General features: G+C 55.1%; 16 protein-coding genes and 3 tRNA genes. 11 read left to right on the plus strand and 8 right to left on the minus strand.

The window, feature by feature from the left end; translation table 11 throughout:
- Positions 1-149 precede the first annotated feature (149 nt).
- The 8 genes from fabF to ACN0SO_RS26890 are packed head-to-tail and all read left to right on the plus strand — an operon-like array spanning position 150 to position 6,974.
- Entirely contained in the window at positions 150-1,388 is a 1,239-nt protein-coding gene (gene fabF / locus ACN0SO_RS26855; protein WP_417682895.1) for a beta-ketoacyl-ACP synthase II, read from the plus strand.
- Positions 1,389-1,424: 36 nt separating this feature from the next.
- Complete coding sequence (gene pabC / locus ACN0SO_RS26860) at positions 1,425-2,249, plus strand: aminodeoxychorismate lyase (protein ID WP_417682897.1); 825 nt, start codon at positions 1,425-1,427, stop codon at positions 2,247-2,249.
- Positions 2,246-3,280 (plus strand): endolytic transglycosylase MltG, encoded by a 1,035-nt coding sequence (gene mltG, locus ACN0SO_RS26865; RefSeq protein ID WP_417682899.1) that lies wholly within the window; start codon positions 2,246-2,248, stop codon positions 3,278-3,280. Before pabC ends, mltG begins: the two co-directional genes overlap by 4 nt.
- Positions 3,281-3,284: 4 nt before the next feature.
- Positions 3,285-3,914: a dTMP kinase gene (tmk, locus tag ACN0SO_RS26870; protein ID WP_417682901.1), complete on the plus strand. Its 630-nt coding sequence runs from the start codon at positions 3,285-3,287 to the stop codon at positions 3,912-3,914.
- Positions 3,911-4,903, plus strand: coding sequence for a DNA polymerase III subunit delta' (locus tag ACN0SO_RS26875; protein ID WP_417682903.1), 993 nt, complete (start codon positions 3,911-3,913; stop codon positions 4,901-4,903). Before tmk ends, ACN0SO_RS26875 begins: the two co-directional genes overlap by 4 nt.
- A gap of 17 nt (positions 4,904-4,920) precedes the next feature.
- Entirely contained in the window at positions 4,921-5,271 is a 351-nt protein-coding gene (locus tag ACN0SO_RS26880) for a PilZ domain-containing protein (RefSeq protein WP_010323858.1), read from the plus strand.
- A 15-nt stretch (positions 5,272-5,286) separates the two neighbouring features.
- Positions 5,287-6,069 carry a TatD family hydrolase gene (locus tag ACN0SO_RS26885; RefSeq protein ID WP_417682905.1) on the plus strand — a complete coding sequence of 261 codons (783 nt, stop codon included), beginning with the start codon at positions 5,287-5,289 and terminating at the stop codon, positions 6,067-6,069.
- Positions 6,069-6,974 (plus strand): radical SAM protein, encoded by a 906-nt coding sequence (locus ACN0SO_RS26890; protein ID WP_417682907.1) that lies wholly within the window; start codon positions 6,069-6,071, stop codon positions 6,972-6,974. The genes ACN0SO_RS26885 and ACN0SO_RS26890 overlap by 1 nt, the downstream gene beginning before the upstream one ends.
- Before the next feature lie 81 nt (positions 6,975-7,055).
- Here ACN0SO_RS26890 and ACN0SO_RS26895 read toward each other — a convergent pair whose 3' ends face one another.
- The 7 genes from ACN0SO_RS26895 to ACN0SO_RS26925 form a co-directional block, all read right to left on the minus strand.
- Positions 7,056-7,616, minus strand: coding sequence for a chemotaxis protein CheW (locus tag ACN0SO_RS26895; protein WP_010323855.1), 561 nt, complete (start codon positions 7,614-7,616; stop codon positions 7,056-7,058).
- Positions 7,594-8,406, minus strand: coding sequence for a hydroxypyruvate isomerase family protein (locus tag ACN0SO_RS26900; protein WP_417682910.1), 813 nt, complete (start codon positions 8,404-8,406; stop codon positions 7,594-7,596). The genes ACN0SO_RS26895 and ACN0SO_RS26900 overlap by 23 nt, the downstream gene beginning before the upstream one ends.
- 27 nt (positions 8,407-8,433) lie before the next feature.
- Positions 8,434-8,766: a TusE/DsrC/DsvC family sulfur relay protein gene (locus ACN0SO_RS26905; protein ID WP_417682912.1), complete on the minus strand. Its 333-nt coding sequence runs from the start codon at positions 8,764-8,766 to the stop codon at positions 8,434-8,436.
- Positions 8,767-8,768: 2 nt separating this feature from the next.
- On the minus strand, positions 8,769-9,050 hold the full coding sequence (gene tusB, locus ACN0SO_RS26910; RefSeq protein ID WP_417682914.1) for a sulfurtransferase complex subunit TusB: 282 nt from the start codon (positions 9,048-9,050) through the stop codon (positions 8,769-8,771).
- A complete protein-coding gene (gene tusC / locus ACN0SO_RS26915; protein ID WP_417682916.1) occupies positions 9,047-9,406 on the minus strand; it encodes a sulfurtransferase complex subunit TusC in 360 nt (119 codons plus the stop codon). The genes tusB and tusC overlap by 4 nt, the downstream gene beginning before the upstream one ends.
- Positions 9,403-9,801, minus strand: a complete 399-nt coding sequence (gene tusD / locus ACN0SO_RS26920; RefSeq protein WP_417682917.1) for a sulfurtransferase complex subunit TusD — start codon at positions 9,799-9,801, stop codon at positions 9,403-9,405. The genes tusC and tusD overlap by 4 nt, the downstream gene beginning before the upstream one ends.
- Positions 9,802-9,876: 75 nt before the next feature.
- Positions 9,877-10,557, minus strand: a complete 681-nt coding sequence (locus ACN0SO_RS26925; RefSeq protein WP_076462633.1) for a Bax inhibitor-1/YccA family protein — start codon at positions 10,555-10,557, stop codon at positions 9,877-9,879.
- Between the two features lie 114 nt (positions 10,558-10,671).
- On the opposite strand from ACN0SO_RS26925, the gene ACN0SO_RS26930 reads away from it, so the two are divergent.
- The 3 genes from ACN0SO_RS26930 to ACN0SO_RS26940 all read left to right on the plus strand — a co-directional run bounded on the left by ACN0SO_RS26930 (position 10,672) and on the right by ACN0SO_RS26940 (position 10,988).
- Positions 10,672-10,759 (plus strand) — tRNA-Ser (locus ACN0SO_RS26930).
- 24 nt (positions 10,760-10,783) lie between these two features.
- Positions 10,784-10,859 (plus strand) — tRNA-Asn (locus ACN0SO_RS26935).
- Positions 10,860-10,912: 53 nt separating this feature from the next.
- Positions 10,913-10,988: transfer RNA gene (locus ACN0SO_RS26940), tRNA-Lys, on the plus strand.
- Positions 10,989-11,099: 111 nt separating this feature from the next.
- On the opposite strand, the gene greB is transcribed toward ACN0SO_RS26940, so the two are convergent.
- Entirely contained in the window at positions 11,100-11,597 is a 498-nt protein-coding gene (gene greB / locus ACN0SO_RS26945; RefSeq protein ID WP_417682920.1) for a transcription elongation factor GreB, read from the minus strand.
- Positions 11,598-11,673: the final 76 nt, after the last annotated feature.

The following is an 11,673-nucleotide window of genomic DNA, read 5'->3' on the forward strand; positions in this document are numbered from 1 at the left end:
AGCTGAAAAAATCACCACCGTTCAGCTCGCGATCGATTACATCAACGCTCATCAGTAATCAATCCCGACAGAATTAGTCGAAAAGCCGCATCTATATGCGAATATAGTGCGGCTTTTCTTTTATCAGGCCTCTAGACTGGAGGAATAGGATGTCTCGCAGAAAAGTGGTTGTAACCGGACTGGGTTTGCTTACACCTGTAGGTAATACCGTGAAGGACACCTGGGACAATATCCTTGCCGGTAAAAGCGGCGCAGCATCTATCGATTTCTTCGATGCCTCTCAGTTCGCAACGCGCTTCTCTGCATCGGTCAAGGACTTCTCGCTTGAACCGTACATGAGTGCCAAAGAAGCACGCAAAATGGATCTCTTTATTCAATACGGTATGGCTGCGGCCGCTCAGGCCATTGAAGATGCCGGTATTGAAGCGACTGAATCCAATGCGCACCGCATTGGTTGCGCAATCGGCTCTGGCATCGGTGGCCTGCCGATGATTGAGAAGACCCACGATACACTGAACAACTCCGGGCCTCGTCGCGTTTCACCTTTCTTTGTTCCGGGCAGCATCATCAACATGATCTCCGGAAACGTGGCAATTAAGTATGGCCTGCGCGGACCTAACATCGCGATTACCACGGCTTGCACCAGTGGTACGCACAACATTGGCCACGCCATGCGCATGATCCAGTACGGAGATGCGGATGTCATGGTGGCCGGTGGCGCTGAAATGGCGACCACTCCGCTTGGGCTGGCAGGTTTCTCTGCTGCACGAGCACTTTCGACGCGTAATGATGACCCGACAGCGGCCAGCCGTCCCTGGGATCGTGACCGTGATGGTTTCGTTCTGGGTGATGGGGCAGGTGTGCTGATTCTGGAAGAATACGAGCACGCTAAAGCACGTGGCGCTCATATCTATTGTGAGCTGTCCGGCTTCGGCATGTCTGATGACGCCTTCCATATGACGGCACCGCCTGAAGATGGCGCCGGCGCAGCCTTGTCCATGCAGAATGCCGTGAACGATGCTGCGATCGATCCGGATCGCATCCATTACATCAACGCCCATGGTACATCCACGCCGGCAGGCGATATCGCCGAGTCCAACGCTGCCAAGCGTGTACTGGGCAGTGCTGCCGACCAGGTTCGCATGAGCTCAACCAAATCCATGATCGGCCACCTGCTGGGTGCTGCCGGCGCGGTTGAAGCTGCGTTCTGTGTGCTGGCTCTGCGCGACCAGGTGGCACCGCCGACCATCAACCTGGATAACCCCTCAGAGGGCTGCGACCTCAACTATGTGGCGCACACCTCTCAGGAGTGCAAGATTGATGCGGCAATGTCCAACTCCTTTGGCTTTGGCGGTACCAACGGTACGCTGATTTTCAACCGAAGCTGAGGTAAGAGGAGGCGCTAGCGCCTCCTTCTGTTTCCGATGTCGACCTCAACCCTGATCAACGGCCTGCCTGCTTCGACGATTCCTGTTTCGGATCGTGGTTTGGCGTATGGGCAGGGTCTGTTCGAAACCATTCTGGTCAGTGCTGGCCAACCCGCATTACTCCACGCCCATTTTGATCGTCTGCTGGAAGGCTGTCAGCGATTAGGCATTCCTGATCAGGGGCTTATAGCCGCCCTGCAAGCCGATATCGCCGGGCTGAGCTTGCCAGCGGGTGATGCTGTTCTCAAGCTTATTGTAACTGCGGGAAGTGGTGGCCGTGGTTACCTTACGCCAAACCCTGCCAACCCCAGTCGCATCGTCACACTTTCCCCCATGCCCGCATACCCGGATCAGCCCGAAATGGGTATAGATGTGTGCTGGTGTGAAACCCGGCTTGCGGTTCAGCCTGCCCTGAGTGGTATCAAGCACCTGAACCGTCTTGAGCAGGTGTTGGCCCGTGAAGAGTGGCGACACACCAATTGTCGCGAAGGCCTGGTATCAGACACCCGCGGTTTTGTAATTGAAGGCACGATGAGCAATCTTTTTTTCGTGTCCGAAGGCTGCCTGCACACCCCCGACCTGTCCGGTAGCGGTATCAATGGTATTATGCGGCGCCAGATCATTGCCCAGGCTGATGCCTGGGGTGTCCAGGTCCATATTGGTGATTATTGCCCCGAACAGGTAATGGCTGCTGACGAACTGTTTCTCTGCAACAGCCTGAATGGCATCTGGCCAATTACCAACTTGGGCGAGCAGGAATACCCGCTGGGACATATGACGCTTCGCCTGCAATCCTTGCAGCTACAACGGAAGGTAAAATGATTAAAAAGCTGCTGCTGTTGCTCACCCTGCTTATTGTGCTGGTTGCTGCTCTGGGATGGGGCAGCTATCAGGTGCATCAGGAAAAAATGAGTGCCCAGCTGCCGATTGAGCAGCCCAGGCAATTACACGTCGATGCCGGAACCTGGTTCCGCAAATTCGCCCAGCAACTCAGTGATGAAGGTCTCATCGACAATCCTCTGTGGCTGCGTCTCGAAGCCCGCCTGAACCCGTCGGTAACCGCTATTAAAGCCGGTGAATATCAGATTGAGCCCGGCATGTCGATGCGCGACCTGCTTGATCGCGTGGTTGCGGGTGAGACCATCAGTTACAGCTTCACACTGGTTGAAGGGATGACGTTCAAGCAGTTACGCCAACGCCTTTTGGCAGATGACCGTCTGGAGCACACACTGGATGCGCTTGATGAAAAAGCACTGTTGAAAGAATTGAATTCGGGTCTGCCGGCCCTTGAAGGACTTTTCCTGGCCGAAACCTACCAGTTTGAACGCGGCACCAGTGATGTCGACCTGCTACAGCGGGCTTACGCCGATTTGCAGGAAGTACTGGCCGAAGCCTGGGAGTCACGTAAACCTGAGCTGCCTTATGATACGGCCTATGAGGCCCTGATCATGGCATCCATTATTGAAAAGGAAACCGGTGTTCCTCGTGAGCGCCCCCAGATCGCCGGGGTCTTTGTCCGTCGTCTGGAGCGTGGCATGCGCCTGCAGACTGACCCCACAGTCATCTACGGTATGGGCGACCGTTACCAGGGCAATATTACACGTGCTGACTTGCGCCGACCGACACCCTGGAATACTTATGTAATCAACGGTTTGCCGCCAACACCTATCGCACTGGTAGGGCGCGAAGCCATCGAGGCCGCCATGAACCCGGCACCAGGCAAGGCCCTGTATTTTGTTGCCAAGGGCGATGGCACCCACCAGTTTTCCAATACATTGCGCGAACATAACAACGCCGTACGCCGTTATCAGTTGAGCCGGCGCAGCGATTATCGTTCGTCACCAGAAGAGTAAGAAGATGCAAAGCGGTCGCTTCATTACAGTCGAAGGTGGAGAAGGGGTGGGCAAAACCACCAATCTCGATTTTATTGAAGCCAGCCTCAGGGCACAGGGGCGCGATGTTGTCAGAACGCGTGAACCCGGTGGCACTCCGCTGGCCGAATCAGTGCGAGAGTTGCTGTTGGCGCGCCGCGACGAGCAGGTATCCGACCTGACGGAGCTGTTACTGGTCTTTGCGGCACGCGCCCAGCACCTGGAACAGGTTATCAAGCCTGCTCTGGCCGCAGGAAAGTGGGTGCTCTGCGACCGGTTCACCGACGCGACCTACGCCTACCAGGGGGCTGGCCGAGGTATGGATATGACAGCCATTGCCACCCTTGAGCAGCTGGTACAACAAACGCTCAGACCCGATCTGACCCTGCTGCTGGACGTTCCGGTCGAAATCGGCATGGCACGTGCCAGTGCCCGTAGTGCACCGGACCGGTTCGAGTCGGAGCAGTTGCAGTTTTTCGAAGCGGTTCGTAAGCTCTACCTGCAACGTGCTGAAGCAGAGCCTGATCGCTTTGCGGTAATCGATGCCTCACCTGAGCTGCCTGTCGTGCAACAGCAAATCCAGGACGTTTTGCAGCGCTTTGGAGCCAGTGTATGAGCGATGTAGCTGATTACCCCTGGTTTGGCAGCCGCTGGGAGCGCGTCATGGAGCAGCGACAGCATGGTCGGCTACCGCATGCGTTGTTGCTGTCGGGGCCTGCCGGTATCGGCAAGGCAGAGTTTGCCGAAGCGCTGGGTAATTTGCTGCTGTGCCACAACCCTCAGGGCAACAAGCCCTGCGACCATTGTCATAGCTGTGAATTGCGTATCGCCGGTCACCATCCTGACCGCTTTCAGCTGCGTCCTGAAGCCCAGGGCAAGCCTATCAAGGTGGACCAGGTACGTGAGCTGATTGATCGCCTGCACAGCACTGCCCAGCAGGGCGGCTACCGTATCGTAACCCTTGAGCCGGCCGAGTCGTTAAACACTTCATCAGCCAACGCCTTGCTGAAGATTCTGGAAGAGCCCGGAGAGGATACGCTACTGATCTTGATCAGCCACCAGCCGGGACAGTTGATGCCAACTATCCGCAGCCGCTGTCAGCGCATCGATTTTGCTATACCATCGCCAGATGAGGCCGCTCAGTGGCTGACGCAATCGCTGGAACTTGAGCCGACCAAGGCCAGTCAACTGCTTGGGCTGGCTCACGGTGCGCCTTTGCGCGCGCGCGATCTGTACCAAAGTGATGCCATGGATCAGCGCAAGTTGCTGATGACGGGGCTTGCAGACCTGCTGCGAGGCCGTACCAGCGCATCCGAGCTGGCAACCAAACTAGGCAAGGCGGATCTGCTAAACTGTCTGGACTGGCTCGCCAGCCTGCTTAATGATGTTGTGCGCATGCAGATGACCGGCTCGGACGAGCCGCGGGTCAACGCCGATATGCGCCGCATGCTGGAAGCAGTTGCCAAACAGACCAGTCGCGTTAGAATCTTTTCGTTAGCCGATCGCATCCAGGAAGAGAGGGTCAGTCTTATGCTGCGTCAGAATCCCAATCGACAGCTGTTGCTGGAGACACTTCTGCTGCAGTGGTCTGCATTGGTCCGATAACAGGGGAACGTTGAATCATGTCCATAATTCCAAGGATCAGTCACGGTATACTGTCCCTGAATATCGACAACAAGGAAAACCTCTACAAGGCCTACATGCCGTTTGTAACGAATGGCGGGCTGTTCATTCCCACTACACGCAGCTATCAGCTCGGGGAAGAGGTTTTCATGCTACTTATGTTGATGGATGAGCCGGACAAGATTCCGGTGACGGGCAAGGTTATCTGGGTGACACCAAAAGCAGCCCAGGGCGGGCGTGTACCGGGTATCGGTATCCAGCTCTCCAGTGATGATTCATCGCTGGTCAACAAGATCGAAACCTACCTGGCGGGTATGTCCAGCAGTGGGCGCCGCACCAATACACTGTAAAAATTCAGAGGCTTGATGTTTATAGACTCTCATTGCCATCTCGATATGCTTAAGCTCGATAAGCATGATGGCCAGCTCAGCAATGTCATTTCTGCCGCTCAGGAACGCAACGTCGACAAGATGCTTTGTGTCTGTGTCGATCTTAACAAGTTCGACAGCATGTATGCCTGTGCCAGCGACTTCGACAATGTGTTCTTCTCGGCCGGCATTCATCCGCTGCATGTAGAAGAAAGTCCCTACGATGAAGGTCGCCTGCGCCAGCTGGCTGATAACCCTCGCATCGTTGCGCTGGGCGAAACCGGACTCGATTACCACTACACCCAGGACAGTATCGAGCAGCAGAAAGAGAGTTTTGCCGGTCATTTGCAGCTGGCAGGGGAGTTGGATCTGCCGGTTATCGTGCACACCCGCGATGCACGTGAAGATACCATTGAGCTTATCAAGGCGCATGGCAATGTGAACTCGGCAGGCGTACTTCATTGCTTTACCGAATCCCTGGAGATGGCCAAGTCCGCACTGGAACTGGGTTACATGATTTCCTTCTCCGGCATCATTACGTTTCGCAATGCAGAGGAGCTGCGTGAGGTCGTTAAAGCCGTTCCGCTTGAGCGCATGCTGATCGAAACCGACTCCCCCTACCTGGCTCCGGTACCTTTCCGTGGCAAACAGAACCAGCCGGCGTATGTTGCCGACGTGGCGGCCTGTGTGGCTGAACTGAAGGGCATTCCGGTGGAGCAGGTGGCCGAGCAGACCACTGAAAACTTCTACACCCTGTTCAAGCGCACCCGAGCCAACTGATGTGGTATTCACAGCCGCCGGTCGAGTATATCGAACCGGTGTTCCGCCCACCCAGCGAGGCTGACTCTCTAATCCTGCAGATCACTAATGGTTGCAGCTGGAACCGCTGCACCTTCTGTGACATGTACACCGATGATCACAAGCGTTTTCGCCCCAAGGCAGAAGATGAGGTGATGGCAGAGATCGTGCGCTGCGGACAGCAGCTGCCTCAGGTGCAGCGCGTGTTCCTGGCGGACGGTGATGCCATGGCGCTGTCTGTTCGCCGTCTTAAGGCCATTTTGCAGGCTATTCGCGAACATATGCCATCGGTACGTCGCGTTTCTGCGTACTGCCTGCCATCCAACCTCAAGCGCAAGTCGGTCGAAGAGTTATCGGAGCTGCGTGAGCTTGGCTTGACGCTGATTTACATGGGTGCGGAAAGTGGTTCAAATACCGTGCTCAGCGCCTTTGATAAGGGTGAAACCTTCGATACTACGGCTGAGGCTTTACTCAAGGCCGGTGAGGCCGGCATCAAGCGCTCGGTGATGTTGATCAATGGTGGTGGCGGAAAACGCTTTAGCGAGGAGCATGCGCGGGAATCGGCACGCTTGGTCAACCTGGTGCAGCCTGAGTTTCTCGCCACCCTGGTGCTTTTCTTTAGGCGTGGTACGGACAAGAAGGTTCTGGCCGGTTATGACGGCGATTTTCAGCCCCTTAACGGCTTGGAATTGTTCCAGGAGATGCGGATGCTGATTGAAGCCACAGAGCTGAAGCAGAGCATTTTCCGCAGTGACCATGTGTCCAATTCACTGGTTTTGAAGGGTACTCTTGGGCGTGACAAGGCCCGCATGCTGGCAGAAATTGATCAGGCAATCGAATACGCCAGTCAGCACGAGATCCCGCTGTATCGCCAGGAAGGTTTCTAGGTAAATCCCGTAGCAGGCCCCCACACCAAAACAGGCAGCCAACGGCTGCCTGTTTTGTTTCGATGCAAGCGCTGGTTATGCTCAGTAGCGCTGATTCATCAACTCTTCTTCCGTCAGCGGCGTGATGCTGAGCAGCATCTTGGTCAGATCCAGCAGGATGATCAGGATATTGTTGTGGTAGCACACACCCTGCACAAAACGCTTGGTGGAGTCGTCGCCAGAAACGCTGGGCGCGCGATCAACATCGTTATGCGGCAGATTGATCACCTCATCGACACTGTCGACTACCAGGCCAATGACTTCCTGTTCGTTGAATTCCACCACGATGACACGGGTATCGTCGTCATAGGGTACCATCGGCAGGCCAAACATCTGGCGGGTATCAATAACGGTTACCACGTTACCACGCAGATTGATGATGCCCAGAATGGAAGTATCAGCACCGGGAACCGGCGTAATTTCGCTGAAACGGAGTACTTCCTTAACCTGCATGACATCAATGCCATAAAGCTCGTCATCAACGCGGAAGGTCGCCCATTGGTGGTATACGACTTCTTCCTGCTGAGAGCGACGATTCTGGTCGTCGGCCTGATGATTTTCCTGAAGCTGTCGCAAGTGTTCAGCCGCTGCATTCATGCTCATGCTGTCTGTCCTGTGTCATCCAAGGTTTCAGCCACTCGAGGCCGGCGTCGGTACGCCCCAGTGGATTGTACTCGAGGCTGACAATATCAGCGTATCCCATTGCCTCGAGCGCTTTGAAAAGATTAGCAAAATGGATCTCACCTGTCCCCGGTTCATGACGCCCCGGAACATCGGCAATCTGTATATGACCGATTTTGTCTCTATTGCGCTGCAAAGTCGAGATCAGATTACCTTCCATTTTCTGCATATGATAAACATCGTACTGCAAAAAGCTGTTTTCAAGGCTCAGTTCGTTGATCAGGGACAGCACTTGCTGGCTGTTATGCAGGTGGAAGCCGGGAATATCATCGGTGTTAATGGCTTCGATCATCAGTTTCAGCCCGGCTTCACCGCAACGACAATCGGCCAGTCGCAGGTTATGGGCCAGGGTTGCCTGAACCTGCTCGGGTGATGCATCAGGCGGCGTTTTTCCGGCCAGGCAGTTGATACGAGGTACATTGAGGGCCTGACACCACTCAATCGCCATTTCCAGCCCTGCAGCAAACTCCTGTTCCCGCCCCGGAAGGCACGCCAGCCCCAGCTCACCGGCTGCAAGAACACCTGCAGGAATATTGATCAGCACTAACTCCAGCTCGTGCCTGTTCAGCTCCAACTCTACCTGCTCAAGCGGCAGGGAGTAGGGGAACTGAATCTCAACCCGGTCAAACCCGGCCTTGCGGGCCTGAGCAAAGCGCTCGATGAGCGGGTATTCGGTAAACAAGAGACTGAGGTTGGCAGCAAAGCTGAGCATCACTATTCCTGAGGTGGCAAAAGGGTGTCAGAGGCAGTTTTCGGGCTTGGGAAGGCCTGCCAGCCGCGCTGCGACCTTGGCAGGGCTGCCCGGGAACAGCTTCATCAGATGGATGCTGCGCCCCTTTTCAGGTCCCAGCTCAGCAGCAACCGCCTTTACCAGTGGCCGCATGGCAGGGGAGAGCTGGTAGGTTTGGTAGAACTGACGCAGAACATGGATAACCTCCCAGTGCTCATCCGTTAGTTCCAGGCCATCCTCTGCAGCCAATGCTTCAGCTACAGCAGGCGACCAGCTATCCAGATTGTACAGGTAACCCTCTTCATCCAGGCTGACGGCCTGGCCATTCACTTCAATATCCATCCTCAGAACCAGCTCACACTACGTTCATTCTCCACGCAAAGCTCTACAAACCCGCTGTCGTCGACTTCTGTCAGGGCTTCGAGCTCAACACCCCTTGCTTCACGATCCGCTTTGAGAAGCTTCACACGGGCCGGCAGGCGCGCCAGTTCAGGGCGGTGCTGGGATAAAGCCCAGTACACACCGTCTTCAATCAACAGCAGGGTATCGCCATCCATCAGGGTATCGCGACAGGATTCAAAGGTCGTACGATCACTGGGAGATGCGCCCAGAATATGTAAAGTCATAGCGTCAACACCACCTCATGCCGGGCAATGAAATGTTTCAGTTCTTCTGCGTCGAGCACGGTCGGTGCAGGTTCCAGGCTATCGGCGTGCAAGCCATGCAGGGCAAGCGAACCCAGGCTGGTGTAGATATGCTCGATATCGTACATGGGCAAGGCGCCCAGCATGGCGTTAGGGTTCTTGGCCTGAATGGCACTGCTGCGCTGACCGGGAAGCAACTGCAGTACAGCATCATCCAGCAGGAGCAGGCTCACTGGCTGTTCAAAAACAGCGCCAGCCAGTGCCATATCCAGAGCATCCCGCGCAGAAGAAGAGCTGTAAGGCGCGCTGCGGCAGATAATCAGAATCGATTTGCTCATCGGCCACCTCCGAAGGTCACCACACGGTCCGAAACGACGCTGGCTTCGATCAGCTGGCCGAGACCTGAAAGCTCAAAGCGTTTGGCCAGATTGCCGCCTTTTTTCTCGTAACGCTTGGCCTCTTCCTTGTCGAGTATGCCGCGGCGAACGGCGGCAGCAATGCACACAACCAGGTCCAGGTCATGCTCCTTGGCCAGTGCGCGCCATTCTTGTGGCAAATTCTGTTCGTCACGCGGGGGCGATGCCAGCGCGGATGCGTTATGAACGCCTTCTCGATAGAAAAACACGCGATGGATCTGGTGTCCCGCGTCCAATACGGCACGTGCAAAGCGCAGGGCCGTGCCGGCAGAGGCTGATTGGTAAGGTGCTGAGTGCACGACAAGTGTAAATCGCATCAGGAGGAATCCGTCATCAAAAAAGCCCCGCCATCTTAGCAGATGACGGGGCTTCTCGGGCAGGTATGCTGTAGCTTAGTCGTCGCTGAAAGCACCAACCAGGCTCAGCAGGTGCACCAGCAGGTTGTAAATGCTCAGGTACAGACCAACAGTCGCCATCACGTAGTTGGTGTAGCGACCATTAACGATGTTGCTGGTGTCATACAGGATAAAGCCGGACATCAGCAGTACCACGGCAGCAGAGAAAGCAAGCTGCAGGCCGGAGATATCAACACCGAACAGCGGCAGCACAAACAGGGCCAGCATGGCTACCAGCAGGACAATGGAGCCCGCCGCCAGGAAGCCGCCCATGAAGCTGAAGTCCTTGCGGGAAGACAGCACATAAGCAGACAGGCCCAGGAAGGTGATTGCAGTCATGCCCATGGCCGTCATCACAATCTCACCACCATTGGGCAGAGCCAGGTAGTGGTTCAGGATCGGACCCAGGCCAAAGCCCATCAGGCCGGTGAACGCGAAGGTAAGGGGCAGGGCAGCTGCGCTGTTCTGCTTGCGGTTAATGACGAACAGCAGGACAAAGCCGAGCAGCACGCTACCCAGGTAGACCATGAACGGAGGGTTGATCGCCATGGAGACACCTGCTGTTGCCGCACTGAATACCAGTGTCATGGCCAGCAGCATGTATGTGTTGCGGATGACCTTGTTGGTCTCCAGCACCGCCTGTGTCGAGCGGCTATCAACAGTACGAACGTTATCCATCATAAACCTCGTGTTTTATTTCCATTTGGAGCAATGATGCGGGTTTGTAACCGTATTTCAAGCACTTTGACGGTTTGACAGCGAAAAGATTCCCAGTACAATCACTTTCGTCGCGGAGGGGTGGCTGAGTGGTCGAAAGCACCGGTCTTGAAAACCGACGAGTCGAGAGGCTCCCAGGGTTCGAATCCCTGCCCCTCCGCCATTAAAGGATGATGATTTGAGCAGTTCCTCGATAGCTCAGTTGGTAGAGCAGTAGACTGTTAATCTATTGGTCCCTGGTTCGAGTCCAGGTCGAGGAGCCAAATCATGAAGACCTTGCCTGTCTGGCATGGTCGATGCGAAGAGCATCAAGAGCGGGTCGTTAGCTCAGTTGGTAGAGCAGTTGGCTTTTAACCAATTGGTCATAGGTTCGAGTCCTATACGACCCACCACTTCCGGTTTTCCTTTCCTATCGCGTTATCTTACCAATTATTTGTTACATTTTATCGATTTTCGATTCTCACAATTCATTCTGTTCGAATTTGAGCGTTGATCGCCGACCATCAATATTCGATGGCCAGCACTTCCAGCCAGAGCTCATTCTGCTCCGGTCTTTCAATGATTACTTCATCGCCTACCTGCTTTTTCAGCAATTGCCGCGACAGGGGTGCGTCTATGCTGATGTAGCCTTTGGCAGGATCTATCTCGTCGGCACCGACGATTCGATAGCGACGCTCCTGGTCCTCTTCGTCAACCAGCGTAACCCAGGCACCGAAAAAGATTCGGCTTTGATCATCCGGTGCGCGATCCACTACCTTGATGTGCTCCAAACGCTTGGACAGGTAGCGCACGCGGCGGTCGATCTCACGAAGCTGTTTCTTGCCGTAGATGTATTCGGCATTCTCCGAGCGGTCGCCCTGAGCAGCGGCTTCCTTGACTGCCTGAGTAACCTCGGGTCGTTTGACCTTCCACAGATATTTAAGCTCTTCAGTAAGGCGTTCGTAGCCTTCCTGAGTGATATAGGGCGAACTCTTCGCCTGAGGGGGGCGCCAGCGTCCCATCGACAGGTCTCCGTAAGAAAAAAGTAAAGGATTACAGCTGTTTGCCGATAATACCAGTCACTACGGAGGGATGATG

The organism is Roseibium sp. (assembly GCF_048260565.1).
Classification (GTDB): domain Bacteria; phylum Pseudomonadota; class Alphaproteobacteria; order Rhizobiales; family Stappiaceae; genus Roseibium.

Excerpts from the sequence above, each read along its gene's own strand:
- ACN0SO_RS26905 (WP_417682912.1), bottom strand. The coding sequence starts at position 8,766 with ATGGATATTGAAGTGAATGGCCAGGCCGTCAGCCTGGATGAAGAGGGT.
- ACN0SO_RS26880 (WP_010323858.1), top strand. The coding sequence starts at position 4,921 with ATGTCCATAATTCCAAGGATCAGTCACGGTATACTGTCCCTGAATATC.
- ACN0SO_RS26875 (WP_417682903.1), top strand. The coding sequence starts at position 3,911 with ATGAGCGATGTAGCTGATTACCCCTGGTTTGGCAGCCGCTGGGAGCGC.
- tusB (WP_417682914.1), bottom strand. The coding sequence starts at position 9,050 with ATGACTTTACATATTCTGGGCGCATCTCCCAGTGATCGTACGACCTTT.
- tmk (WP_417682901.1), top strand. The coding sequence starts at position 3,285 with ATGCAAAGCGGTCGCTTCATTACAGTCGAAGGTGGAGAAGGGGTGGGC.
- tusD (WP_417682917.1), bottom strand. The coding sequence starts at position 9,801 with ATGCGATTTACACTTGTCGTGCACTCAGCACCTTACCAATCAGCCTCT.
- mltG (WP_417682899.1), top strand. The coding sequence starts at position 2,246 with ATGATTAAAAAGCTGCTGCTGTTGCTCACCCTGCTTATTGTGCTGGTT.
- ACN0SO_RS26900 (WP_417682910.1), bottom strand. The coding sequence starts at position 8,406 with ATGCTCAGCTTTGCTGCCAACCTCAGTCTCTTGTTTACCGAATACCCG.
- ACN0SO_RS26885 (WP_417682905.1), top strand. The coding sequence starts at position 5,287 with ATGTTTATAGACTCTCATTGCCATCTCGATATGCTTAAGCTCGATAAG.
- greB (WP_417682920.1), bottom strand. The coding sequence starts at position 11,597 with ATGGGACGCTGGCGCCCCCCTCAGGCGAAGAGTTCGCCCTATATCACT.
- ACN0SO_RS26890 (WP_417682907.1), top strand. The coding sequence starts at position 6,069 with ATGTGGTATTCACAGCCGCCGGTCGAGTATATCGAACCGGTGTTCCGC.
- pabC (WP_417682897.1), top strand. The coding sequence starts at position 1,425 with ATGTCGACCTCAACCCTGATCAACGGCCTGCCTGCTTCGACGATTCCT.
- tusC (WP_417682916.1), bottom strand. The coding sequence starts at position 9,406 with ATGAGCAAATCGATTCTGATTATCTGCCGCAGCGCGCCTTACAGCTCT.
- ACN0SO_RS26925 (WP_076462633.1), bottom strand. The coding sequence starts at position 10,557 with ATGGATAACGTTCGTACTGTTGATAGCCGCTCGACACAGGCGGTGCTG.
- ACN0SO_RS26895 (WP_010323855.1), bottom strand. The coding sequence starts at position 7,616 with ATGAGCATGAATGCAGCGGCTGAACACTTGCGACAGCTTCAGGAAAAT.
- fabF (WP_417682895.1), top strand. The coding sequence starts at position 150 with ATGTCTCGCAGAAAAGTGGTTGTAACCGGACTGGGTTTGCTTACACCT.